This is a genomic window from Mesorhizobium sp. BH1-1-5 (genome assembly GCF_020165615.1).
Lineage (GTDB): Bacteria > Pseudomonadota > Alphaproteobacteria > Rhizobiales > Rhizobiaceae > Mesorhizobium.
On the sequence record NZ_JAIUIM010000027.1, the window covers coordinates 70,821 to 92,735 of the forward strand.

23 protein-coding genes and 2 pseudogenes are annotated in these 21,915 nt (G+C 62.9%); 15 read left to right on the forward strand and 10 right to left on the reverse strand.

From position 1 onward, the window contains the following. Positions 1-82 precede the first annotated feature (82 nt). A complete protein-coding gene (locus LB572_RS27980) occupies positions 83-2,068 on the forward strand; it encodes a conjugal transfer protein TraG (protein WP_140804053.1) in 1,986 nt (661 codons plus the stop codon). A 5-nt stretch (positions 2,069-2,073) separates the two neighbouring features. Beyond that, positions 2,074-2,556, forward strand: coding sequence for a CopG family transcriptional regulator (locus tag LB572_RS27985; RefSeq protein ID WP_140804055.1), 483 nt, complete (start codon positions 2,074-2,076; stop codon positions 2,554-2,556). Positions 2,557-2,605: 49 nt separating this feature from the next. Here LB572_RS27985 and ehuB read toward each other — a convergent pair whose 3' ends face one another. Beyond that, the gene (gene ehuB, locus LB572_RS27990) at positions 2,606-3,481 is read right to left on the reverse strand and encodes an ectoine/hydroxyectoine ABC transporter substrate-binding protein EhuB (RefSeq protein ID WP_224670027.1); all 876 of its coding nucleotides are present in this window, start codon (positions 3,479-3,481) and stop codon (positions 2,606-2,608) included. Between the two features lie 237 nt (positions 3,482-3,718). Further along, a pseudogene (locus LB572_RS27995) lies at positions 3,719-4,184 on the reverse strand (Lrp/AsnC family transcriptional regulator). Between the two features lie 24 nt (positions 4,185-4,208). On the opposite strand from LB572_RS27995, the pseudogene LB572_RS28000 reads away from it, so the two are divergent. The 3 genes and pseudogenes from LB572_RS28000 to LB572_RS28010 form a co-directional block, all read left to right on the forward strand. Further along, positions 4,209-4,412, forward strand: a pseudogene (locus tag LB572_RS28000) (hypothetical protein); the annotation flags it as partial. Between the two features lie 60 nt (positions 4,413-4,472). Continuing rightward, complete coding sequence (locus LB572_RS28005; RefSeq protein ID WP_224670028.1) at positions 4,473-5,477, forward strand: kinase; 1,005 nt, start codon at positions 4,473-4,475, stop codon at positions 5,475-5,477. Continuing rightward, positions 5,471-6,544 (forward strand): PLP-dependent cysteine synthase family protein, encoded by a 1,074-nt coding sequence (locus LB572_RS28010; RefSeq protein ID WP_224670029.1) that lies wholly within the window; start codon positions 5,471-5,473, stop codon positions 6,542-6,544. The genes LB572_RS28005 and LB572_RS28010 overlap by 7 nt, the downstream gene beginning before the upstream one ends. Here LB572_RS28010 and LB572_RS28015 read toward each other — a convergent pair. Further along, entirely contained in the window at positions 6,539-7,876 is a 1,338-nt protein-coding gene (locus LB572_RS28015) for a threonine synthase (protein WP_224670030.1), read from the reverse strand. The genes LB572_RS28010 and LB572_RS28015 overlap by 6 nt on opposite strands. A 127-nt stretch (positions 7,877-8,003) precedes the next feature. On the opposite strand from LB572_RS28015, the gene LB572_RS28020 reads away from it, so the two are divergent. The 3 genes from LB572_RS28020 (at position 8,004) to LB572_RS28030 (ending at position 9,843) form a co-directional block, all read left to right on the forward strand. After that, positions 8,004-8,270: a helix-turn-helix domain-containing protein gene (locus LB572_RS28020; protein ID WP_140804061.1), complete on the forward strand. Its 267-nt coding sequence runs from the start codon at positions 8,004-8,006 to the stop codon at positions 8,268-8,270. A 166-nt stretch (positions 8,271-8,436) separates the two neighbouring features. Beyond that, the gene (locus tag LB572_RS28025; protein WP_224670031.1) at positions 8,437-9,162 is read left to right on the forward strand and encodes a LuxR family transcriptional regulator; all 726 of its coding nucleotides are present in this window, start codon (positions 8,437-8,439) and stop codon (positions 9,160-9,162) included. Between the two features lie 66 nt (positions 9,163-9,228). Next, on the forward strand, positions 9,229-9,843 hold the full coding sequence (locus tag LB572_RS28030; RefSeq protein ID WP_224670032.1) for an acyl-homoserine-lactone synthase: 615 nt from the start codon (positions 9,229-9,231) through the stop codon (positions 9,841-9,843). A 147-nt stretch (positions 9,844-9,990) separates the two neighbouring features. Here LB572_RS28030 and LB572_RS28035 read toward each other — a convergent pair whose 3' ends face one another. The 4 genes from LB572_RS28035 to LB572_RS28050 all read right to left on the reverse strand — a co-directional run bounded on the left by LB572_RS28035 (position 9,991) and on the right by LB572_RS28050 (position 13,050). Then, positions 9,991-10,254, reverse strand: a complete 264-nt coding sequence (locus LB572_RS28035) for a hypothetical protein (RefSeq protein WP_224670033.1) — start codon at positions 10,252-10,254, stop codon at positions 9,991-9,993. 12 nt (positions 10,255-10,266) lie between these two features. After that, positions 10,267-10,575: a hypothetical protein gene (locus LB572_RS28040; RefSeq protein WP_224670034.1), complete on the reverse strand. Its 309-nt coding sequence runs from the start codon at positions 10,573-10,575 to the stop codon at positions 10,267-10,269. 785 nt (positions 10,576-11,360) lie between these two features. Then, entirely contained in the window at positions 11,361-11,684 is a 324-nt protein-coding gene (locus tag LB572_RS28045) for a hypothetical protein (RefSeq protein WP_224670035.1), read from the reverse strand. 1,150 nt (positions 11,685-12,834) lie between these two features. Next, a complete protein-coding gene (locus LB572_RS28050) occupies positions 12,835-13,050 on the reverse strand; it encodes a DUF3606 domain-containing protein (RefSeq protein WP_224670036.1) in 216 nt (71 codons plus the stop codon). A 181-nt stretch (positions 13,051-13,231) separates the two neighbouring features. Here LB572_RS28050 and LB572_RS28055 point away from each other — a divergent pair, with 181 nt between their 5' ends. Together LB572_RS28055 and LB572_RS28060 are read left to right on the forward strand one after the other, a co-directional pair. Then, positions 13,232-13,408: a hypothetical protein gene (locus tag LB572_RS28055; protein WP_181179524.1), complete on the forward strand. Its 177-nt coding sequence runs from the start codon at positions 13,232-13,234 to the stop codon at positions 13,406-13,408. 324 nt (positions 13,409-13,732) lie between these two features. After that, positions 13,733-14,431 (forward strand): winged-helix domain-containing protein, encoded by a 699-nt coding sequence (locus tag LB572_RS28060; RefSeq protein ID WP_224670037.1) that lies wholly within the window; start codon positions 13,733-13,735, stop codon positions 14,429-14,431. A gap of 88 nt (positions 14,432-14,519) precedes the next feature. Here LB572_RS28060 and LB572_RS28065 read toward each other — a convergent pair whose 3' ends face one another. The 3 genes from LB572_RS28065 to LB572_RS28075 are packed head-to-tail and all read right to left on the reverse strand — an operon-like array spanning position 14,520 to position 16,604. Then, on the reverse strand, positions 14,520-15,296 hold the full coding sequence (locus LB572_RS28065) for an amino acid ABC transporter ATP-binding protein (RefSeq protein WP_224670038.1): 777 nt from the start codon (positions 15,294-15,296) through the stop codon (positions 14,520-14,522). Then, positions 15,296-15,955 carry an ectoine/hydroxyectoine ABC transporter permease subunit EhuD gene (ehuD, locus tag LB572_RS28070; protein WP_140805358.1) on the reverse strand — a complete coding sequence of 220 codons (660 nt, stop codon included), beginning with the start codon at positions 15,953-15,955 and terminating at the stop codon, positions 15,296-15,298. The genes LB572_RS28065 and ehuD overlap by 1 nt, the downstream gene beginning before the upstream one ends. Next, positions 15,945-16,604, reverse strand: a complete 660-nt coding sequence (locus LB572_RS28075; protein ID WP_224670039.1) for an amino acid ABC transporter permease — start codon at positions 16,602-16,604, stop codon at positions 15,945-15,947. Before LB572_RS28075 ends, ehuD begins: the two co-directional genes overlap by 11 nt. A 424-nt stretch (positions 16,605-17,028) precedes the next feature. Between LB572_RS28075 and trbB the strand changes: the two genes are divergently transcribed. Genes trbB through trbJ form a run of 5 tightly spaced genes read left to right on the forward strand, consistent with a single transcriptional unit; the run spans position 17,029 to position 21,838 of the window. Then, a complete protein-coding gene (gene trbB / locus LB572_RS28080; RefSeq protein WP_224670046.1) occupies positions 17,029-18,012 on the forward strand; it encodes a P-type conjugative transfer ATPase TrbB in 984 nt (327 codons plus the stop codon). Beyond that, on the forward strand, positions 18,009-18,341 hold the full coding sequence (locus tag LB572_RS28085; protein ID WP_140805354.1) for a TrbC/VirB2 family protein: 333 nt from the start codon (positions 18,009-18,011) through the stop codon (positions 18,339-18,341). The genes trbB and LB572_RS28085 overlap by 4 nt, the downstream gene beginning before the upstream one ends. After that, positions 18,341-18,622, forward strand: coding sequence for a VirB3 family type IV secretion system protein (locus LB572_RS28090; RefSeq protein ID WP_140805352.1), 282 nt, complete (start codon positions 18,341-18,343; stop codon positions 18,620-18,622). The genes LB572_RS28085 and LB572_RS28090 overlap by 1 nt, the downstream gene beginning before the upstream one ends. 10 nt (positions 18,623-18,632) lie before the next feature. Beyond that, positions 18,633-21,083 (forward strand): conjugal transfer protein TrbE, encoded by a 2,451-nt coding sequence (trbE, locus tag LB572_RS28095; protein WP_224670040.1) that lies wholly within the window; start codon positions 18,633-18,635, stop codon positions 21,081-21,083. Further along, positions 21,080-21,838, forward strand: coding sequence for a P-type conjugative transfer protein TrbJ (gene trbJ / locus LB572_RS28100; protein WP_224670041.1), 759 nt, complete (start codon positions 21,080-21,082; stop codon positions 21,836-21,838). The genes trbE and trbJ overlap by 4 nt, the downstream gene beginning before the upstream one ends. Positions 21,839-21,915: the final 77 nt, after the last annotated feature.

The following is a 21,915-nucleotide window of genomic DNA, read 5'->3' on the forward strand; positions in this document are numbered from 1 at the left end:
GCAGCGCGCCGCGACGCGATCGGTGTGCGCCGCCTGTTGAATCTCGCATCGACCTGCCGGCCTCTCGCACGAGGAGAAACCAATGTCGGGAACGAAAGTCCTCTGGGGGCAGATCGTCGTCGTCTTCCTGATCGTGCTCTTCACGATATGGGGATCGACGCAATGGTCGGCGTGGCAACTGGGTTACCAAGCGAGGTTGGGGACGCGGTGGTTCGTCATCGGCGGCATACCGGTCTATTATCCACCCGCCATCTTCTGGTGGTGGTACTTCTACGATGCCTACGCGCCTGGCATCTTCCTGCGCGGCGGTCTCATTGCCGCGTCTGGCGGCTTCATCGCGATCATCGTGGCGATCGGCATGTCGCTCTGGCGTGCCCGCGAGGCGACGAAGGTCGCGACCTACGGCTCAGCGCGCTGGGCCGAAAAGAGCGAGGTGCAGGCGGCAGGCCTGCTCGCCCCCGACGGCGTGGTGCTGGGGCGGTACGGGTCTCACTACCTGCGCCACGAGGGGCCTGAGCATGTGCTTTGCTTTGCGCCGACGCGTTCGGGAAAGGGCGTCGGCCTTGTGGTCCCTTCGTTGCTGACCTGGCCTGGCTCGGCGATCGTCCATGACATCAAGGGCGAGAACTGGCGCCTCACCGCAGGATTCCGCGCCCGACATGGCCGGGTGCTGCTGTTTGATCCGACCAATGCCAGATCCGACGCTTACAACCCCTTGCTCGAGGTTCGCCGCGGGGAGTGGGAGGTGCGCGACGTGCAAAACATCGCCGACATCCTCGTCGATCCCGAAGGCTCGCTGGAAAGGCGCAACCATTGGGAAAAGACGAGCCACGCGCTTCTGGTGGGGGCGATCCTGCATGTGCTCTATGCAGGGCCGGACAAGACGTTGGCCGGCGTCGCGGCGTTCCTGTCCGATCCGAAGCGGCCGATTGAATCGACCCTGGCAGCCATGATGACGACGCCGCATCTGGGGGAGGGCGGTCCGCATCCCGTCATCGCCAGCGCGGCCCGTGAGTTGCTGAATAAGTCCGACAACGAACGCTCCGGCGTGCTTTCGACCGCCATGTCCTTTCTTGGGCTCTATCGCGACCCGGTCGTGGCCGAGGTGACCCGCGCCTGCGGCTGGCGCATCGCCGACCTGGTAGGGGATCCTCGTCCCGCGACGCTTTATCTCGTCGTGCCGCCCTCCGACATAAGTCGCACGAAGCCGCTGATCCGTCTCATCCTCAACCAGATCGGCCGGCGCCTCACCGAGGATCTGGAGGCCAGGACGGATCGCCATCGGCTGCTTCTGATGCTGGACGAATTTCCTGCGCTCGGACGGCTCGACTTCTTCGAGTCCGCGCTCGCTTTCATGGCCGGCTATGGGCTGAAGAGCTTCCTGATCGCGCAATCCCTCAATCAGATCGAGAAGGCCTACGGGCCGAACAATTCCATTCTGGACAATTGCCATGTGCGCGTCAGCTTCGCGACCAATGACGAACGCACCGCCAAGCGTGTCTCCGATGCCCTCGGCACGGCAACCGAGCTGAAGGCGATGAAGAACTATGCCGGTCACCGGCTCTCGCCATGGCTTGGCCATCTCATGGTTTCGCGCTCGGAGACGGCGCGGCCTTTGCTGACACCCGGCGAGATCATGCAGCTGCCGACCGCCGATGAGATCGTCATGCTGGCGGGCACGCCGCCGATCCGGGCGAAGAAGGCGCGCTATTTCGAGGACCCGCGATTGCGCGAGCGCATTCTGCCGCCACCGGCGCTTGCGCCTCGATTCGAGATGAAGCCTGACGATTGGACGAACCGTCCGCTGCCGCCGTCTCCGTCGGGTGCACCGGCCACATCTGTCGCGCCGGAAGTCCACGAGGAATCGAGCGACTCCGAATGGCGGCGCCAGCCCGAGCTCGATCCCTTTCTCCCGGCTGCGGCGGAGCCGCCGCTCGTCAACGAATTCGAGCCCGACGCGGCCGACGAGACGGATGGTCTCGTCGCGAGCAGCAGTCGGATGGCTAGGCTTACGCGGGGCGTGGCGCGGCAGATCGCGCTCGATCCGGACGACGGCATGGAGTTGTGACGGCCGTGACGGCAGCCAAGAAAAAGGTGCAGATTTCCGTCTATCTCGATCCCGCCGTGATGGCGGCGCTGATCGAATATGCTGCCAGGCGGGACCGTTCTCAGTCGCTCATCGCCGAAGCGGCGATAGCCTCTTTCCTCTCTCCAGATGCCGACGCGCAACGCGAGGGAGCGATTTCCAAGCGTCTCGATCGGATCGACCGCCGGATCGCGCGGCTCGAGCGCGATGGCGGCATCTCGATTGAAACGCTGGCGGTTTTCATCCGGTTCTGGCTGGCGACCACCCCTGCTTTGCCCGAGCCGATGGCCCAGGCAGCGCGCACCAAGGCGAGCGAGCGTTATGAGGCCTTCGTCTCCGCGCTCGGCAGGCGCCTGGCCAAGGGACCGACCTTGCGGCAGGAAATCCCCGAAGACGTCGCGCCGTCGAGCGATCCTGAACGATCGGGATTTAAGGACATGTCGGCGGAGGGGCGCCGCCCGAGCTCGTGAGGCGCCAGCCGATCTTTTGACGCCAGCGCCTTCGGCTGGCGAGCGCTGGTCAGTTGGTGGCACCGCATAGCTGCGAGGTCGTCAATCCTGGCGGCACGTTTTCCGTGGGACCGAATCCATACTTCGCCATGATGGTGGCGATCGTGCCGTTCGACATGACCTTCGCCAGACCCTGATTGTAAAGGTCGCGGAGATCGCCATCGTCCTTCCGGAAGGCGATCGCGATATAGCTGATAGACTTCTCGCTGGTGGTGAACGGGCTGGCGCGCTCCAGATCGGGGCTCTTGTTGCCGGCGAGCAGTCCGATCACTGTCGGGGAAGAGAACACGGCGGCGTCGATGCGGCCGGCGCGCAGTGCCGCGAGGTTGGTCTCGACGTCCGGGAACTGCAGGATGCGGTTCTCCGGCACGCCCTCGGCAATGGCGTTCCCGATCACGTTGCTGCCGCGGCCGCCGCCCATGATCGTGTCGGGTTTCCTGGCAAGATCGGCATAGCTGTGGATGGCCTTGGGGTTGCCGGCCAGCACGATCGCCGCGTCGTCCGATCTCAGGTCCGGCGCGCCGAAGGCGACCTGCTGGCAGCGCTGCGGTGTGATTGACAGACCGGACGCGACCGCGTCGAAACGCCCAGCCATCAGGCCCGGTATCAGGGCGCCGAACTCGGTCACCTCGAAGTCGACCTGCTTGACGCCGAGATCGGCGAACGCAGCTCTGAGGAGATCCGGGTGCCAGCCGAGCAACTCGCCGGTTCCCTCCTTCTTGTAGCCCCATGGCGCGCGATTATGGATACCGATGACGATCCGTCCCTCCTTCAGGATGCGTTCTTTCGTTGTTTCCGCCGAGGCCGGCAGCACAGATCCTACAATCGCGGCGTAGGCGATGCAGGCCAGGCCAATGACGGCCGATCGGGCTCGAAATTTCATCATGCAGTCCTCCCATGAGATTTGGTTTTCGCGCAGGCGTTCGCTCTGGCCATTCAACGCTACGTTGCTGAGACCGGAGCCGTCAATCTATATGTACAAAATATGTACGAAAGATTGCAACAAAGAGAATGGCAATCGCCGTCGCTTCCGGCGCGAGGGAATCAAACTTGCGGGCGAAGTCAGGCGGGGCTCCAACTCACCCGGCTGGCGCCGCAAATGACTGCTGCAGAATGCAGCCGATCAGATAGGCAGGACGTCCGAGCGCTTGACCTGGCCCAGCGCGAAGGTGCTTTCGATCGAAGCGACGTTGTCCAGACGCGTCAGCTTGTCCTTGATGAACCGCTCATAGGCCTCGAGGTCGCACCACGATGCGCATCAGGTAATCCCGCTGGCCAGTCATCAGATAACAATCGGCCACCTCGGGCCAGCCCAGCACGGCTTGCGAGAAGCGGTCGAGGTCGTCCTCGCGTTGGCGTTCGAGCTTGATCGATGCGAAAGCGCTGATTGGCAGGCCGACCTTCTTCTGGTCGACGACGACGGTGTAACCTTTGATGATCCCAGCGCTCTCCAGCAGCCTCACGCGGCGGGCGCAAGGCGAAGGCGAAAGACCGACGGCCTCGGCGAGGTCGTTCGCCGTCGCCTTGGCTTTTTTCTGCAGCGCGGCGATGCTCTTCAGGTCGATTGCGTCGAGTGCCGGATTTGGCATGTTTCCCTCGTCTGGGCGTCATTCTTGGACGGGCATCCGGCGACGCTCGCCTGGCTCGGGTCGGTTTATGGCCACCGCACGCGCGCGCTGGGGGTCGAGCATTTCGGCTAGACGGGTACGATCGCCGATCTCTACCGGCACTACGGGATCGATGCGCAAGGTATCATGGCCGCGGCGCGATCGGTTTCGGCCGGCCGGCCGCTGAGGCACCTTGGCTTCGCCGCCTGACGGCGCCAGCATCGGCTCCCGGCCGAAGCGCGCGATAGAAGCTGTCAATACCGGAATTCCTTGAGGGCAGCTGTCAGTCGTCGGCGCGATCTTCCTCCGCTGCGAGTAAACGTGGGGGAGGTGGAAATGGCTGGCGCCAGCGACTCTATGAGTCATGAAACGCCGAGGCTGTTGGTTGGGACGGCATCGGCAATTGCGCATCACGGCGAACTCATCCAGGGCGTGTTCAAGGATGATGGCGGGCGCCTGCACCGCGGGCTCGTAACGCTGCCGGTCGCCGGCTTGCGATCGGAGGCGAGCTTCGCCAGGAGTGATGACGATGCGATCGTCGTCCACCCCGATCACAAGATCAAGGCGGCGGCCGCGGCGCGGCTGACGCTCGATTCCTTGAACGCCGGTGGCGGCGGCGTGCTGACACTTCGAAGCTCGATTCCCGTGGGGCACGGCTACGGCTCATCGACGGCGGACGTCGTCGCTTCCATTCGCGCCGTCGCCGCGGCCCTCACGGTCCAGTTGCGGCCTTCCACCATCGGGCGTCTCGCCGTTGCGGCCGAGCGCGCCAGCGACGCGATCGCCTTTGATTATCATGCGGTCCTGTTCGCGCAACGCGAAGGCACGGTGATCGAGAATTTCGGCGGCTCCCTGCCGCCGCTGCTCCTGCTAGGGTTCAAGGCCAATGGCGGCGTCCCGGTCGACACGCTGCAACTGCCGCCCGCTCGCTATGACAGCGCCGAAATCCAGGAATTCGGTGTCCTTCGGGCGCTGGTGGCGCGGGCGGTCCGCCTGCAGGACCCGTATCTTCTCGGACGCGCCGCCTCGGCCAGCGCCTTGATCGGCCAAAGGCACTTGCCGAAACAGGGCTTTGACGAGATAGCCGAAATCGCCAGGCGAGCCGGGGCGTGCGGGGTGCAAGTCGCCCATAGCGGCTCGCTGTTCGGTCTGATTTTCGATCTTTTCGCATCGAACCTGAAGCGACGGGCAGCTCTGGTCGCGGAGCAGATAAGACGCGCCGGCTTCAAGGATGTCGAGGTCCATCTGGTCAACGCGGAGGGCTGGACATGGTGAGCTTCAACGTGGACTATTTCAGGGACCTCGAAACCCCGCGCCTTGCGCTCCTGGCGCCAAATCTCGTCGCCGCTGCTTTTCCGCTGATGAAGCTGATGCCCGCCCGCTACATTCTGGATCGGGCGGCATCGAATGGCGAACTGAAGCCAGGCTCCCACATTGTCGAGACGACGTCCGGCACCTTCGGCATGGCGGTGGCGCTGCTCGCGGCGGCGCGTGGCTACCGTCTCACGCTTGTCACCGCTTCAACGCTGATCGATGCCAAGTACAAGGCCCGCCTGGAGCGCATCGGCGCCACGGTCATCGCACTTGACGATCCGCGCGGCGACGGCAATCAGCCTGGCCGCCTCGAGCGCCTCCAGGAAATCCTGGCTAGGGAGGCGGACGGCTTCTGGACCCGCCAATACGACAGTCCGGGCAATTGGCTCGCCTATGCGCGCCTGGCCGAACTCTTCATCAGGGCGATGGGCAGGGTCGACTGCCTGGTCGGCTGCATCGGTACAGGCGGCTCGCTATGCGGCACCGCGTCCTTCCTGCGAACTGTCTTTCCTCATCTGACGGTATTTGCCGTCGATACCCATCGCAGCATCCTGTTCGGGCAGCCCGTTGGCAAACGCATGCTACGGGGCCTTGGCAATAGCGTTCTGCCAAAAAATGTCAGGCATGAGCTTGTCGACGAGATCCATTGGGTTGGCGCCTATCCGGCCTATACGACCGCGCACCGTTTGCTGCGTAAGCACGGTATCTTCCAGGGGCCGACAAGCGGCGCCGCCGCGTTGGTGGCGCAATGGGTCGCAACGACCCTTCCAGACGCGCAGGTCGCGGTCATCATGCCCGATGAAGGCCATCGCCATGCCGAGACTGTCTACAATGACGACTGGCTCGGCGCGCTGCCCGGCTGGCCCTGCAAGACGCCGTCCGAGCCGAGAACGCTGACGACCATCGCGCCGGCCGCGGAGACACAGTGGACGCGCTTCCTTTGGCTGCGCCGCAGTCTCGACGATGTCCTGAAAGCGCAGGCAGCAGGGGATATGCCGCCGGCTGTTGGTGCCGCGGAGAATCTATGAAGCGAGATCCGGGCCGTTCTTGTCGAGCCAGCGCCAGGCGTCGTCCGTCGTCTGGAAGATCTGGCCGTGTTCGTTCGATCCAGCGGACCGATCGAGGTCCTTGAGCCCACTGGCTGTCACCACCGCCACGACACGGTCTGTTGCTGCGATGACGCCTTGATCCTTCAACGTCGATATCGCGATCAGCGGCGTTACCGACGCCAGTTCGGCAAAAATCCCTTCGTCGCGCGCAAGTCTCTCCTGCATCGCGATCAGGGCGTGATTGTTGACGGGGACGGCGTGCCCGCCGGAGTCGCGCAGAGCCTTCAGGGCCTGAAAGGTGCTGCGCGGGGTTCCGATCGACACGGCAAGGCTGTCGAAGAGCATCTCGCGTTCGCTCAGGGCGTCGGCACCGCTTGCAAGCGCGTCCGCCAGCGAGCCGTGAACCTCCGCCGCGACGAGGCGAGGCAGGCGCGAGATCGACCCTTGCGCGTACAACTCGCAAAAGCCAGCCCACACGCCCGACAACGCATCGCCATAGCAGACCGGCAGGACGCACCAGTCTGGCGCCGTTCCATCCGACTGCTCGACGATCTCGTAGGCGATCGTCTTATAGCCTTCGATGCCGAGGGGATGGCTGCCGACGACGGGACCGTGATAGGGCGAGGCGATGAACCAGTCGTAGCGGGCGGCGGCCTGTTCCAGCAGCGACCATCGGTCCATCTTGCTGACCAGGGGCAGCACCGTCGCGCCGTATTTGCGGATTTGCGCCAGCATCGCGCCGGATGAGCCCGCGAAAGTGGTGACGACGCATTTGAGCCCCGCTCTGGCGGCGTAAGCCGCCAGCGACGCGCCGGCGTTTCCCGATGAGGCGGTCGCGACGATCTTCGCGCCACGTGCGCGCGCCACGCTGACGGCTACCGTCGAGAAGCGGTCCTTATGCGACCAGGTCGGGTTTCGGCCCTCGTCCTTGATTGCGAGGTTGGGCACGCCGAGAAATGCGCCGACGCGCGGCGCGGCAAGCAAAGGTGTCAGGCCTTCGCCTAGGGTTACGGCGTCTGCGGCCGTGCAGGGCAGCATATGCTCAAAACGCCAAAGCGAGCGCGGGTTGGTCGTACCGTTTAACGCATCACGCTGCGGCACCGCATAGAGCGGCCGAAGATTTGCCGGCGCGCTGTCTCGGCACCGCGAGCACCCTTTGGAGTCGATGGTGACATCGGCGGGATAGACGGCGCCGCATCGGATGCAGGCGAATTCCAGGACCCGGCTTTCGACCGTCCCGGGTCGGCTGATCTCGCCTGTGGAATGCGCGGTCATGTTGTCCGCGAGATCGCGAAACGGCCGGCTCGCCATGGCTATTCCTTGTCCGGGAAACGATGAATTCGCTCGTCGTTTCAAACAGCCAACGGCACCGCTGTCAATGCGGAATGTGCACTATAGTGTGTCGCACCATAGTGCGCGTCGTAGCATCCGTTGGTTGATGAAACTTCGCGGCGTTTTCGGTCTGAACGTGCAGCGGCTTCGGAGAGAAAGAAAGCTCTCCCAGGAGCAGTTGTCTTTCATCTCGGGGCGCACGCGAGCCTATATCAGCAGTGTCGAAGCCGGACGCCGCAACGCCACCCTGGATACAGTCGAGATTTTGGCCAAAGCCTTGAATGTCGAGCCGCAAGAGTTGGTTTCGGCAAACCCGGCAAATAGGCGAGCTATTCGGGTGACGAAACAAGATGCCGCGAAGTCGACGGAATGAAGGCTCCTGTTTTCGTCGAGACATTGAGTGCAATTCAACTTTTCTTGACTTTAGCCGTGTAGTTGACTCCTTCAGTATACATTCGGCGTCGGTCCCATTGAAGATGGCGTCTAGACACGCATAGGTTGTTCCGCGGGTAGGGCCTTTGTGTGGTCGAGGTCTGCCAATGGAGAACGAAATCATTGACCTCTTGACGGCGATGTCGAAGATCGACACTGCGGGGTCTGCTGAGGCAATCCTTCAAGAGTTCCGCTCAGCCCTGGCGTGCTACGGATTGCGCAATTTTCTGATTACCGGCCTGCCGGTGCCGCACGACACGGACTGGCAGCGCGAAATCCTGGGCGATGGCTGGCCTCCCGATTGGTATCGTCGCTACGTCTCCGAGGATCACTTTTTGCACGATCCTTGCGTTGCGCAGTGCCGGCACTCGCCACAGCCTTTCCTGTGGCGCGACCTTCCGGCCGCGAAGCTCTCTGCACGCGCGAAGCTGGTGATGGACGAGGCGGCTGAGTTCGGGATGAAAGAAGGTATCTGTGTCCCGATTCACGTTCCGCTGGCGGGTCCGAGCGTCGTCACCGCCGCGAGCGACCGCATGGAAGTTCCGCCAAGCGCCATGCCCTTTATCGAAACGCTTTGCGTGCATACCTTTCGCCGCCTCGCGGGCCTGGGAACACCCGGGGATGGCGATGAGCCCGCGCCGTTGACGGCGCGTGAGCGGGAACTCCTGGAGTGGAGCGCGCAAGGCAAATCCACCGACGACATCGCTTGTATCCTCGGCGTCAGCCGGAACACGGTCGAAAGCCATCAGCGCAACATTCGGGGAAAGCTCGACGCCATCAATGTGTCGCATGCCATCGTCAAGGCGCTGCGAAGGCAGGAAATTCAGGTTTAGCAATACCTGAATACCGTCATACGTGCGGCAAGTCCGTTTTCCTACGACCCTCCACATGGAGGCGTCATGGTTCGTATACATTTGGTCACTTGGGACAATAGGAAGCACTACAGGAAAGTTCTGGAGCGGTACTTTCGGATACGATACGAAATTTACGTCAAGCGGAGACGATGGCGCGCCGTCGCCCGTCCCATAAACATCGAGATCGACGGCTTCGACAACGAGCACGCGCTTTATGTTCTGGCGCTCGATACCAACGGCAAGATCGTCGGCGGCTCCCGTCTTGTCCCGACGATGGAGCCGCATCTCATGAGCGAGGTGTTCCCGATTCTCGCCGGCGGCACGCCGCCGAGATCGGCAGAAATTTTCGAATGGACGCGTTTCTTCGTCATCCCATCGCTTCGCACACATGGAGCGTCGTCGCCGATCGCCGGCTTGGTTCTCTGCGGTCTTCTCGAGACGGCGCAAAATCTAGGGATTCGACAGATCAGCGTGGTGTGCGAAACATTCTGGCCGAAACGCCTGCGTGCCCTGGGATGGACGGTTTTCGAACTCGGCAACCCTCTCGAGCATCCGGATGGCGACATCATTGCGCTGCTGATCGATGTCACGCCTGAGGCTATTGAACAGACGCGCCGCGCTTATGGGATAAGCGGCGTCATAGTAGCGGACAAGATTTAGGCTGATTGCCACCGCAGCTGAAGTTCGCTAACCATCGATCACCGCCTGAAAAACTATCCGGCGACCATTCTGGGGCGGAAGGGAGGCCGAAACGAGCGAACGGAACTTGCTCGATTGGGCGAGGCACGCGGCATGCTCGCGCTAAAGTCACAGCCCCAGCGTCTGGCCAGCGTCCAGGTGAAGGAAAGCTGCCGACGAATTGCTTCGCCTTGCATCCTGGAAGGTCCCGACCGCACTGTCATGCGTGACTTCGACCAGAACCGCCGCGGCTCGCTCAACCTCATCGGCGGCGCATTCCACGCGATCCAGGCGCTTGGCAAGACGATCATGAAGCATCACCAGCCGCGCGGCCCGGTGCAGGTCGGCGCGCTTCTCGTATTGCATGTCGAAGGGTTCGAACAGCAACGGCATGTTGGCCCCTCCTCAAAGCGCGGTCGGCGGCACGATTTTGAGCAGCCGACGCTTCGCTGCCTTCGCTCTCGCTTGGCCGGTTCGTATCCGGCTGCAGAGTGCGAGGCTGACCGCAAGCCCGTGATCCCTGTCGAGCATGGCCGTGGCCTGCTTCAGCGAGTGTTCGGCCCGCTTTGCGCGCTGTCTTGCGACCGCCATTTCCAGAACTGCAAGTTCAATCATCGTTCGGCATCCTTTCGGTTGCCGTCCCTTCGAGAAATCAATCGGTGCCGGGAGCTTTTGTTCCTGCGGCGGATTGCCCAGACGCGATGCCACGCCCATCGCGCTGCCCGTCCTTGCCGAGCTCGCTTCGATCTCGGCTGCGTTCGAGCGGCTCGCGGAGGCAGATCATCCAGAGCCGGAACGTTTTGTGCCGATCGGTCAGGGTGATGATGGCGCGCACCGCAAGTGTGACGACCTCGTCACCCGATATGTGACGGGAAGACGCTCCGGGCGCCCCTGCGGACACCATCCGCAAGTGGTGCAAAAGCGGAAGGATTGGACTGAAGCAAGGCGGCAGCTGGCTGGTTTCGATGCGGGGGGCGAACTGCGCGCTACGTATGGCGCCGAGACTGAGGCGTCAAAGCTCGCCGGGCGAGGCCCCCAACAACAGCCTCAAACCCGACGAGCCACCGGCCGGAAGGTACCGGCGGGATCTTCCGTGCAAGGCTGATGCCAGCTTTTTCGGTTCGAAACGAGACAGAATGAGTTCCCGCCAGCATCGCGTGCTGGCACAATCCCTGCCAGGGCCGATGCATTTCTTCTGATTCGATGGCCTCCCGTACTCGGCAACCGGCAGCTCGCACCCGCCCCCCAACCCGACCGTCGGTTGCCAGTTCTTTCTAGGCCTGTGCACCCTTCGGCTGCGCGGCAGCGATGCGCCGCCTTATGGCAAGTGAGGCGCCCCACCATCGATCGTCAGCCGCGAATGCTCCAAGAAAGAATGCCAGACCACTTGCCGCGCGTCCCGTTCATCCACCATCTGGCCGCACTGGGGGCAGCGGTAGAAATACTCACTCTCATGCTCGCAAATCTTTCCGTTGAGATGAGGTTCGAATGGACCGAGATCAAACAGCTTCGTCATGTCGCCGTGTCCATTTAGGGCGCCTCCGTTTCGGCGACACATAGCGCGTCACTAGCCTGAGAGTGTGGGCATCCACAGTGACCGGGACGCCGAGGTTGACGGTGACCTTGCCGACTTCCGCGTCGACACAGGTGACATCGCCCACCAGCTCGATCGTTTGGCCCTTCATCACCTTGGAGGTTTCGACAATCGAATGGGGCTGCCCATAGGAGGGTATCGAGACGCTCACACGGTCTTCGGTGACACGCCGGCGCACGGTCGCCGTGATGGCGACTTCATCGCCGATATTGAATGAGCCCTTCGCCATGAAAAGAGTCTGGAGCGGGCAGCGGTTTAGTCAAGCAATCGCTAATGGAACATCGGACCCGAGGCAAAGTTGAACAAACAGGTGGCGTGCGGACAGGCTGCTTGCATCCGCGCGTCGCGTCGGGTGGGGTTATCGCAGCCAGGCCCACTCTGGAATGCGAATCCGCAGGGAGGCCCGATAAAGAGCCCGTCTGACACCCATGCAGGCGGGCTCTTTCACCATGCTGAAATGGACCATCGAAGGTAGTGTGGTGGGACCTTGGCCCTCATCGCACGCAACGGGGTTATCGAAGACCTTGGCACCACCGCCGATTTTGAAACCGCTTCCCCCCGGATAGTGTCGGCGGCCAGGCCCGTCTCCCACAATCCTGTGTCACCCTCGATCTGCGAGCCGGGTTTTGGATATCGAGACCCACTCTGCACGGCCTAGTCCGTCCATCCGTGAAAATCGCTATTGGCGTTCGCTGTGGCCGCAAAACTACAGCACCGCCGGCGGTGCTGACCTAAGACACTCTCGTGCGGGGTGCCTGGGTCAGGCGGACCATCCGGGAAAAGGGGCGCACAGCAATTTGAGGGAAGACGGCCCGTCGGCTCCGGTCGGCGGGCCTTTTGTTGGCCCTTAACCATGCCAAGGGCTAAACGGGAACAACGTCGACTAACATTTGTTTCTGGCGGCATGCAGAGGCCAACAGCCGCAACCGACCCACTTCTGATAAGCATCCTGCTCGCGGCGATCCGCCTCCAGGTTGCGATCGATAGGCGCCAGGCGAAACAGGACCGGGGCGCCTAACTGACCGGGCGCCTGCACGGCCTGCAGCTTTCGACCGCAGCATCAGGCACAAGACCGGTTGCGGAGTTCGGCCGCCAGTGCTTCAAGCGCCTCCACATCGGCCGCGTATTGCGCAGCGTGTGTTGGATATCGTTCCTGCTGCTGACGATAGAAGCGTATCCAATTCGGCAAATCGGCGATCGGGAACGTCCTTCGCCATATGCCTTTCTCCAGCGTGAATGTGCCCGCCGCCGAATCGTAAGTCGCTGTCACCTTCACGAGGGCGTTTATAGGTTCGCAGCCCCGAAACAAAAGTGGCGTTCTGATCGATCGTATTCTGTTTTCCTAATCGAGGTGGATGGCATGGCGTCCGACAGCTTCGTCATCCCCGGAGCTTCTCCGCCTCGCGTTCTAGCGTGCTCCGATCGTTGCCGCGCTGTTGGATCAGATCGCGGACCTGTTGGATCGTCAGCCCAACCTTGTTGGCGAAATGGCGCACTTCATAATCCTCATCCGCCGACACTCGGTCGCGGTCACGCGCGCTTGTTTTTGTCGTCTGCCATGGCTGTTCCTCCTCGTCAGGGAGAACAGCCGCCATCTGGGGAAAGTTCCACATTAGCTGACGCTGAGGGGACCGGAACGCAGTCGGCGGTTGGTCCCCACGGGTCTTAGCCGCTAGAAATCGTGGGAGCCCGTATCTTACGCCGATTGGCTGCGATTGGCTTTTCGTTGGAACCAGTCTGCCCCCAGCTGCGTTGCGACCGACTGGGGACTTTCCTATGGCCGAAACCGAGCAAGAGTTTGTCGAGCGCGCGCGGGCCCAGATGGAATTCAGGGTGCAATTCCTCACGCGGGAAACTGGGGTAACCGAAGCCCAAGCACGTGAGCTAATCGACCTGATTGGCAACGATGCAAACTCGCTGCTGCGCGAGGCCCGACTTCTCAGGAGGGTCTAGCGCGAGGACTTTATGCTGGGCGCTGGAGAGGATTTTCTCGCGGCCTGCGGCCGATCGGCAGGGTGAACGCTCCTGATGGTTATGCTAAGCCGGTTTGAGATTCCGTCATAAATCAGGGCCGGCCGGCCAGATCCTCTCCGCGATAGTCCCATACTCCCGGCTGAAGCGATCGAACTCGTTGCCAAGGTTCCTTTGCGATCTCGGGGCAAGTTTCTTCCTCCGCGGCGTGCGCTTGTGGCGATTCAAAGAACCCAGGGGATATTGTCATCGCGCCCAATTGCGCTGTAGTCAGCCTATGATCGTCAAACTCGGTTGGTGGGCTAAATGAAACCGCTGGTCCTGATCTCTTCGAAGGACCCGGACTTCCTTCTGGTTTTCGGGCACATCCTTTCCGTGGCCGGCTTCGAAACGCGGCTAATCACGGCGGACAAGGAGATTGCGCGCGCCATCAGGACCGCAGCGCCGCTTGCCGTCATCCTGGACTGTCATCCGGGCGATCGCGCAATCGCCAAGCAATGCATAGCGCTGAAGTCATCCGAAGCGACAAAGGCAACGCCCCTCGCAGGTTTGGTGGCGCCTCGTTCCGGCAAGCTGCACCTGGACCTCATCAAGGCTGGCGTCGACGAGATATTTTCAAGGCCGTTTGCTCCTGAACAACTTCTGACCTGGCTGCACGGCAAAGCCGGAATTTCGAAATCCTCGCGCGAGACTGAGTCGGGGGATTTGATGCAGGGCGATTTCCGACTGGAGCGACAGACTCACCGGACATTCTTCAAGCAAAAAGAAATCGCGATGCCACCGATCGAGTTCAAGCTTTTGCGCAGCCTTTTGGCGCAGCCTGGCAAGGTGTTCAGCCGCGAGGAACTGGTCGCGACTGCTTGGCCTGAACATGCAGCGGCAACCGACGTGCGGGGGGTCGACGTCCATATAGCCAGACTGCGCAAAAGACTTCGGGCTTCCGTGGGAAGCGATCTGATCCGGACCGTCCGCTCGGCCGGCTACGCGTTCGCGCCGGAGTGGTGACCTGCGCGGCGTTTCCGACACCGAATCCAATTTGCCGGATTGACGGGCATGCGCCGCGGGTGCCCGCGACCTCGACACGCCTCGGTCCTCAATGGCTCAGGATAGTATCCAGGAACAGCCGGGCGCGTGGGTGAGCGGCTCCAGAGAAAAAATCTTTGGAAGAGGAATGCTCTACAACGCGGCCTTCGTCCATGAAAACGATCTCGTCCGCGACTTCGCGCGCAAAACCCATTTCATGGGTCACGCAGACCATGGTCATGCCGCTTCCCGCCAGCGCTATCATGACGTCGAGCACTTCCTTGATCATTTCAGGATCGAGCGCCGAGGTCGGTTCATCGAACAGCATGATACGGGGGTTGAGGCAGAGAGCGCGTGCGATCGCCACTCGTTGTTGTTGACCACCCGAGAGCTGGGCGGGATAGCTCCGCGCCTTTTCGGGAATGCGCACCACCGTCAGGTGATGCATGGCGATCTCTTCGGCCTCGCGCGCCGATTTCAAGAGGACCCGGCGGAGCGCCAGGGTACAGTTGGCGAGCACCGTGAGGTGCGGAAAGAGATTGAAGCTCTGGAACACCATACCTGTCTGTCGGCGCGCCCTCGCGGTATCGCGGGCGTCGTTCCCGAGGGTTATCGCTTCGAGCTGAATCGTTCCCTTTTGGAAAGGCTCGAGACCGTTGATGCAGCGGATCAGCGTCGACTTGCCGGAGCCGGACGGCCCGCAAACGACGATGCGTGCGCCCGGACGCACCGTTAGATCGATGTTTTTCAAAACGTGTATGGCGCCGAACCACTTGTTGAGGCCCTCGATCCGCACAAGGGGGAGGGATTCAACGGCTGAGATTGGATGTGGGGCTTGAGCGAGCATCAGCGCCGTCCAGGTGCAAGCAGGCGCTGCTCGATGCGCTTCACACTGTAAGCAACAAGCAGCGCCAGGGCCAGAAACAGGATGCCGGCGACGGTCAGCGGCTCCGCGTAGCGATAGGTCTCGGAAGCGATATCGAAGGCGCGTCCGAGCATTTCCGGCACGGCCAGGACGGCGAGATAGGGCGTCGCCTTGAGGATCGATACCAGATAGTTGCCGAGCGGGGCGGCGATGTTGCGCAGCATCTGCGGTGCGATGACGAAAATGACCGTGTCGCGGGGGCTGAGCGACAAAGCCCTGGCTGCTTCCTGCTGGCCCTTCGGAATGGCATCGATGCCCGCCTTGAACACCTCCGCCAGATAACCGCTGTAGTACAGACTGAGCCCTAGTATGCCCACTGTCATGGCGCTAAGCCGGATGCCGTAGACGGGCAGGACGAAATAGAGAAAATAGAGCCAGGCCAGGACCGGCGTCGAGCGGATGAAGTCGATCAGGAAGCGAACCGCGAAACCAAGCGCACCGCCGCCGCGGCGGATCATCTCGAACATGAAGCCGATCGCCGATGCGCCAATGCAGCTCAAGACCGTGGCGAGGAGCGTCGCCCCGATCGCCCCGATGATCGTCGGGATGCTTGCGAGCGCGAAGTGGAAGTCAAATCCCACGAGAAAGCCCTTTTTCGGGATTGACGCGGGCCTCGAGCCAACGGCCGGCAAGCGCAATCGGGTAACAGACCAAGAAGAAGGCAAGCAATAGCGCCGAATAGATTGCGACCGGATCGTATTCGGTCTGCGAGATTTCCTTTGCGCGGAAGGTCATGTCCGTCAGCGTGACCAACGAGACAAGGGAAGTCGCTTTGACGAGCTGAATAAGGTTGTTGACGAAGGTGGGGCTCATTGCGACCAACGCCTGCGGCAGCTCGATCAGGAGCAGGATCGCCGGTCGCGAAAGGCCGAGCGCCATGCCCGCCTCGCGTTGGCCGGCAGGAAGAGACTGCAGCCCGGCGCGCACCGCCTGGCTGGCATAGCCGCCGGTGTTGAGACCGAGAACCAACGCGCTGACGGTCATCGCCGAAAGCGTGACGCCGAGCACCGGCAGCACGTAGTAAAAGACGAAAAGCAGGACGACGACGGCCGAGCTGCGCCAGAATTCGATCACGGCGGTAACCAGAAATCGGGTCATGCCGACGGTCAGAAACTGCGCGACGCCGAAAACGATGGCGAAGGGGACCGCAAAGACCAGGGCGTAGGCCGTGACCTCTGCGGTGGTACCCAGCCCTTGTAGAATGCCAAACAAGATGTCGAGCATGCTCACGGGGCGCCACCGCCTTTTGCTGACGCGGGTGACGACGATGTCAGTATTGTTTCGGCGTGCCAGGGGAAAGCGGGTTTGCGCTGAGAAATCGCGCCCCGTGGACCGGACGTCATGGCAATCCTCCGCACCATGAAAATTTGATCGCCTGCACCGGCAGGCCATCGAGGTTGTCTCATAAACCCGGCGAGACTCGCGTGTCAATAAACATGTACATTTTATTGCGGGTATTCATATTCCGGACGTCGCGGCGAAGTCGTCAGTAGGTCTCCGTAGGGCGCCACGGTCTTTGGCGCCGCCGTTCGCCGGTCATTGCGCGCTACGCTACGATTGACAGCTGACACCGGTTGAATCTGAGCGCCCCAGACCTCTCTTGATCATCCCCGACCGGGAACCGCTCGACGAATTCCGATCCTACGGGGACAGGATGGCTATCTCGCACAACGATACCGAAGGACACGCGCGCAGCTCGCGCATGCTGCGCACCGCGCTCGGACCCGCCATCGCCCGGTTCCTCGACGATCCCGCGGTCGTTGAAGTGATGCTGAACCCGGATGGTCGGATTTGGGTCGATAGGCTCTCGGAAGGTTTGGCGGATACGGGGGAAATGCTCGCGCCTGCCGCCGGCGAGCGGATTGTGCGCCTGGTAGCCCATCATGTCGGCGCCGAGGTCCATTCCCGCTCCCCGCGCGTCTCGGCCGAGTTGCCGCAAACAGGCGAGCGTTTCGAAGGCCTGCTGCCGCCCGTGGTCACAGCACCCGCCTTCGCGATCCGCAAGCCCGCGGTCGCCGTCTTCACGCTCGATGACTATGTGACCGCGGGCATCATGACTTCTGGCCAGGCCGCTATGTTGCGCGCCGCGGTTGCTGGCCGGGCAAATATCCTCGTGGCCGGCGGCACGTCGACTGGCAAGACGACGCTGACCAACGCGTTGCTCGCCGAAGTGGGCAAAGGAACGGACCGGGTTGTCATCATCGAGGACACCCGCGAGCTGCAATGCGCGGCTCCCAACCTCGTCGCGATGCGCACCAAGGATGGCGTCGCCACGCTTTCCGATCTGGTTCGCTCGTCGCTGCGCCTGCGGCCCGATCGCATTCCCATCGGCGAGGTGCGAGGTGCCGAAGCGCTGGACCTCGTGAAGGCATGGGGCACCGGGCATCCCGGCGGCATCGGCACCCTTCATGCTGGCTCCGGCATTGGCGCGCTGCGCCGCCTTGAGCAACTGATCCAGGAGGCCGTCGTCACTGTCCCGCGTTCGCTGATCGCCGACACGATCGGCCTTGTCGCCGTGCTCGCCGGACGCGGCGCCGCGCGACGGCTCGTCGAGCTGGTCAGGGTCGAGGGTCTAGGCCCCGATGGCGATTACCGCATTGCTGAAGCTACCCCGATCAACACAGGAGAAATTTCATGATCCGCCTGCTTGCGCGCGGCCACGGCAGCCTGGCTGCAGTCAGCGCCGCCATCGCCTTCAACCTCGTCGTCGCGCCGGTCGCTTACGCGTCGGGTTCCTCGATGCCGTGGGAACAGCCGCTCGAAAAGATCCTGCAGTCGGTCGAGGGACCCGTCTCCAAGATCATCGCCGTCATCATCATCATCGTCACCGGCCTCACGCTGGCCTTCGGCGACAGTTCGGGCGGCTTCAGGCGGCTGATCCAGATTGTTTTTGGCCTTTCGATCGCCTTCGCGGCGTCGAGTTTCTTCCTGTCGTTCTTCTCCTTCGGCGGCGGAGCATTGATCTGATGACAACCGCTTTCGAACAGCTCGACGCGGTACCTGGGTGGACAGTGCCCGTCCACCGGGCCCTGACCGAGCAAATCCTGCTCGGGGGCGCGCCGCGCGGGATCGCGATCCTGAATGGCACGCTGGCGGGCGCGGTCGGTCTTGGGCTGCGGCTCTGGCTGGTTGGTCTTCTCATATGGGCAATCGGACATTTCACGGCGGTATGGGCTGCCAGGCGCGATCCGCTTTTTTTCGAAGTCGGACGCCGGCACCTGCGGCTGCCCGGGCATCTGACGGTTTGAGAGCGCCGCTATGATGGGCCTTGCCGAATACCGCCGGACGGCTGCCCGACTTGCCGATTATCTGCCTTGGGCGGCACTGGTCGCGCCGGGCGTCGTGCTCAACAAGGACGGCAGCTTTCAGCGCACCGCGAGGTTTCGCGGGCCAGATCTCGACTCCGCCGTCGCGGCGGAGCTTGTCGCGGTGGCCGCGCGCATCAACAATGCCTTTCGCCGGCTCGGCTCGGGTTGGAGCATCTTCGTCGAGGCGCAGCGGCACGAAGCGGCTTCCTATCCCGAGAGCCAGTTCCCCGATGCGGCTTCCGGCCTCCTCGATGCCGAGCGCAAAGCCGACTTCGACGAGGAAGGGGTTCATTTCGTATCGAGCTACTTTCTCACATTCCTCTTCCTGTCGCCGCCCGAAGACGCCACGCGGGCCGAGGGATGGCTCTATGAGGGTCGCGGCCAGTCGGGCGCCGATCCGGGCGAGATCGTGCGCGCCTTTGTCGACCGGACCGAGCGCGTGCTGTCCCTGCTCGACGGGTTGATGCCTGAATGCCGCTGGCTCGATGACGGCGAGACGCTGACCTACCTGCATTCGACCATCTCGACCAAACGCCATCGGGTGCGCGTCCCAGAGACGCCGATCTATCTCGATGCGCTGCTGGCCGACGAGCCGCTCGCCGGCGGGCTCGAACCGCGGCTTGGCGACAAGCATCTTCGCGTGCTGACGATTGTCGGCTTCCCGACCGCCACGACACCCGGCCTGCTTGACGACCTCAATAGGCTGGCCTTCCCCTACCGCTGGTCGACCCGCGCGATCCTGCTCGACAAGGTCGACGCCGTCCGCCTTTTGACCAGGATACGGCGGCAGTGGTTCGCCAAGCGCAAGAGCATCGCCTCGATCCTGAAGGAGGTGATGACCAACGAGGCATCGGCACTCCTCGACACCGACGCCGCCAACAAGGCGGCCGACGCGGACACGGCGCTGCAGGAGCTCGGCGCCGACATGGCTGGCATGGCCTATGTCACCGCGACCTTCACGGTTTGGGATTGTGACCCCCGCGTGGCCGACGAGAAGCTGCGCCTCGTCGAAAAGGTCGTCCAGGGCCGCGACTTCACGGCGATCGTCGAGACCGTCAACGCCGTTGACGCCTGGCTCGGTTCCTTGCCTGGGCACGCCTATGCCAATGTCCGTCAGCCGCCGATCTCAACGCTCAATCTCGCCCACATGATCCCACTTTCTGCCGTGTGGGCGGGGCCGGAACGGGACGAGCATCTGGTCAGTCCTCCCTTGCTTTACGGCAAGACCGAAGGCTCGACCCCGTTCCGGCTGGTCCTTCATGTCGGCGATGTCGGGCACACGCTGGTCGTCGGCCCTACCGGCGCCGGCAAGTCGGTGCTGCTGGCGCTCATGGCGCTCCAATTCCGCCGCTACCGCAATGCTCAGATCTTCGCCTTCGACTTCGGCGGCTCGATCCGGGCGGCAACGCTCGCAATGGGCGGCGACTGGCACGATCTCGGAGGTCACCTCACCGAAGGCATGGACGCTTCCGTTTCACTCCAGCCGCTCGCGCGCATCCACGACACATACGACCGGGCCTGGGCGGCTGACTGGATCGTCGCGATCCTGACGCGCGAGGGGGTCCAGATCACGCCGGACGCCAAGGAGCATATCTGGGCGGCGCTGACCTCGCTCGCCTCGGCTCCGGTCGAGGAGCGCACCATCACCGGGCTCAGCGTGCTTCTGCAAGCCAATGACCTGAAACAGGCGCTTCGTCCCTACTGTGTTGGCGGCCCTCACGGCCGGCTGCTCGACGCCGAGGCCGAGCACCTCGGCCAAGCATCCGTGCAGGCGTTCGAAATCGAGGGGCTGGTCGGCACGCCGGCGGCGCCGGCCGTGCTTTCCTATCTGTTTCATCGCATCGGCGACCGGCTCGACGGTCGCCCGACGCTACTCATCATCGACGAAGGCTGGCTTGCACTGGACGATGACGCGTTTGCCGGGCAGTTGCGCGAGTGGCTGAAGACGCTGCGCAAGAAGAATGCCAGCGTCGTCTTCGCCACCCAGTCACTCGCAGACATCGACAATTCGGCTATCGCGCCGGCGATCATCGAAAGCTGTCCGACCCGGCTGCTGTTGCCCAATGAACGCGCGATCGAGCCGCAAATTACCGCCATCTATCGCCGCTTCGGCCTGAACGACCGCCAGATCGAGCTCCTGGCACGTGCGACGCCGAAGCGTGACTACTACTGCCAGTCCCGTCTCGGCAACCGGCTCTTCGAGCTCGGCCTGTCCGAGGTCGGGCTCGCACTTTGCGCCGCGTCCTCGAAGAGCGATCAGGCCCTGATCGGCGGCATCGTCGCCGAGCATGGCCGCGACGGCTTCCTGGCGGCCTGGCTGCGTGCACGCGACGTCGGCTGGGCCGCCGACCTCATTCCCAACCTCACTGTTCCCCAACCTGAAAAGGATCCCCAACCATGACTGTTCGTCAAAGCCGGCCGGGCGCCCTTCTTCTGGTCGCAGCGATGCTTGCCGCTCCGCTCGCGATCACGCCGATGATGACGGCCCCAGCCCATGCCTTCATCGTGTTCGATCCATCGAACTATTCCCAGAATGTCCTGACGGCCGCGCGTTCGCTGCAGCAGATCACCAACCAGATCACCTCGCTTCAGAACCAGGCCCAGATGCTGATCAACCAGGCGCGCAACCTGGCGAGCCTGCCGTGGTCCTCGCTGCAGCAACTGCAGCGGTCGGTGCAACGCACGCAACAGCTTCTCGGGCAGGCACAGAACATCGCCTTCGACGTCCAGCAGGTCGACAAGGCCTTTCAGCAGCAATATGGCGACGTCTCGCTTTCTGCTTCCGACCAGCAGCTCGTGACGGAGGCGCGCTCGCGCTGGCAAAACACGGTCGGCAGTCTTCAGGACGCCATGCGCGTCCAGGCGGGCGTCGTCGGAAACATTGAGACCAGCCGCGCGCAGATGTCGGCGCTGGTCGGCGCCAGCCAGTCTGCGACCGGTGCGCTGCAGGCGACGCAGGCCGGCAATCAATTGCTTGCGCTTCAGGGCCAGCAGCTTGCCGACCTGACCGCCGTGGTGGCCGCCAATGGTCGCGCCCAGGCGCTGACCGAAGCCGAACGCGCCGCTGCGGTCGACCAGGGCCGCGAGCAACGCCGCCGCTTCCTGACCCCTGGCTCCGGCTACCAGGCCGGCGACGTTCAGATGTTCAACCGCTGAGCTCATGGCCATGGACGGCAAAGCCCTCGCTCGCGTCGCGGCCGTCGTCTTCGTCGCGGGGGGGGGGGGGGGGGGGG

What these genes read in the sequence shown, in the direction of transcription:
- LB572_RS27980 (WP_140804053.1), top strand. Translation starts at nt 83, where the DNA reads ATGTCGGGAACGAAAGTCCTCTGGGGGCAGATCGTCGTCGTCTTCCTG.
- ehuB (WP_224670027.1), bottom strand. Translation starts at nt 3,481, where the DNA reads ATGATGAAATTTCGAGCCCGATCGGCCGTCATTGGCCTGGCCTGCATC.
- LB572_RS28010 (WP_224670029.1), top strand. Translation starts at nt 5,471, where the DNA reads ATGGTGAGCTTCAACGTGGACTATTTCAGGGACCTCGAAACCCCGCGC.
- LB572_RS28015 (WP_224670030.1), bottom strand. Translation starts at nt 7,876, where the DNA reads ATGGCGAGCCGGCCGTTTCGCGATCTCGCGGACAACATGACCGCGCAT.
- LB572_RS28020 (WP_140804061.1), top strand. Translation starts at nt 8,004, where the DNA reads ATGAAACTTCGCGGCGTTTTCGGTCTGAACGTGCAGCGGCTTCGGAGA.
- LB572_RS28025 (WP_224670031.1), top strand. Translation starts at nt 8,437, where the DNA reads ATGGAGAACGAAATCATTGACCTCTTGACGGCGATGTCGAAGATCGAC.
- LB572_RS28030 (WP_224670032.1), top strand. Translation starts at nt 9,229, where the DNA reads ATGGTTCGTATACATTTGGTCACTTGGGACAATAGGAAGCACTACAGG.
- LB572_RS28035 (WP_224670033.1), bottom strand. Translation starts at nt 10,254, where the DNA reads ATGCCGTTGCTGTTCGAACCCTTCGACATGCAATACGAGAAGCGCGCC.
- LB572_RS28040 (WP_224670034.1), bottom strand. Translation starts at nt 10,575, where the DNA reads ATGGGCGTGGCATCGCGTCTGGGCAATCCGCCGCAGGAACAAAAGCTC.
- LB572_RS28045 (WP_224670035.1), bottom strand. Translation starts at nt 11,684, where the DNA reads ATGGCGAAGGGCTCATTCAATATCGGCGATGAAGTCGCCATCACGGCG.
- LB572_RS28050 (WP_224670036.1), bottom strand. Translation starts at nt 13,050, where the DNA reads ATGGCGGCTGTTCTCCCTGACGAGGAGGAACAGCCATGGCAGACGACA.
- LB572_RS28055 (WP_181179524.1), top strand. Translation starts at nt 13,232, where the DNA reads ATGGCCGAAACCGAGCAAGAGTTTGTCGAGCGCGCGCGGGCCCAGATG.
- LB572_RS28060 (WP_224670037.1), top strand. Translation starts at nt 13,733, where the DNA reads ATGAAACCGCTGGTCCTGATCTCTTCGAAGGACCCGGACTTCCTTCTG.
- LB572_RS28065 (WP_224670038.1), bottom strand. Translation starts at nt 15,296, where the DNA reads ATGCTCGCTCAAGCCCCACATCCAATCTCAGCCGTTGAATCCCTCCCC.
- trbB (WP_224670046.1), top strand. Translation starts at nt 17,029, where the DNA reads ATGGCTATCTCGCACAACGATACCGAAGGACACGCGCGCAGCTCGCGC.
- LB572_RS28085 (WP_140805354.1), top strand. Translation starts at nt 18,009, where the DNA reads ATGATCCGCCTGCTTGCGCGCGGCCACGGCAGCCTGGCTGCAGTCAGC.
- LB572_RS28090 (WP_140805352.1), top strand. Translation starts at nt 18,341, where the DNA reads ATGACAACCGCTTTCGAACAGCTCGACGCGGTACCTGGGTGGACAGTG.
- trbE (WP_224670040.1), top strand. Translation starts at nt 18,633, where the DNA reads ATGATGGGCCTTGCCGAATACCGCCGGACGGCTGCCCGACTTGCCGAT.
- trbJ (WP_224670041.1), top strand. Translation starts at nt 21,080, where the DNA reads ATGACTGTTCGTCAAAGCCGGCCGGGCGCCCTTCTTCTGGTCGCAGCG.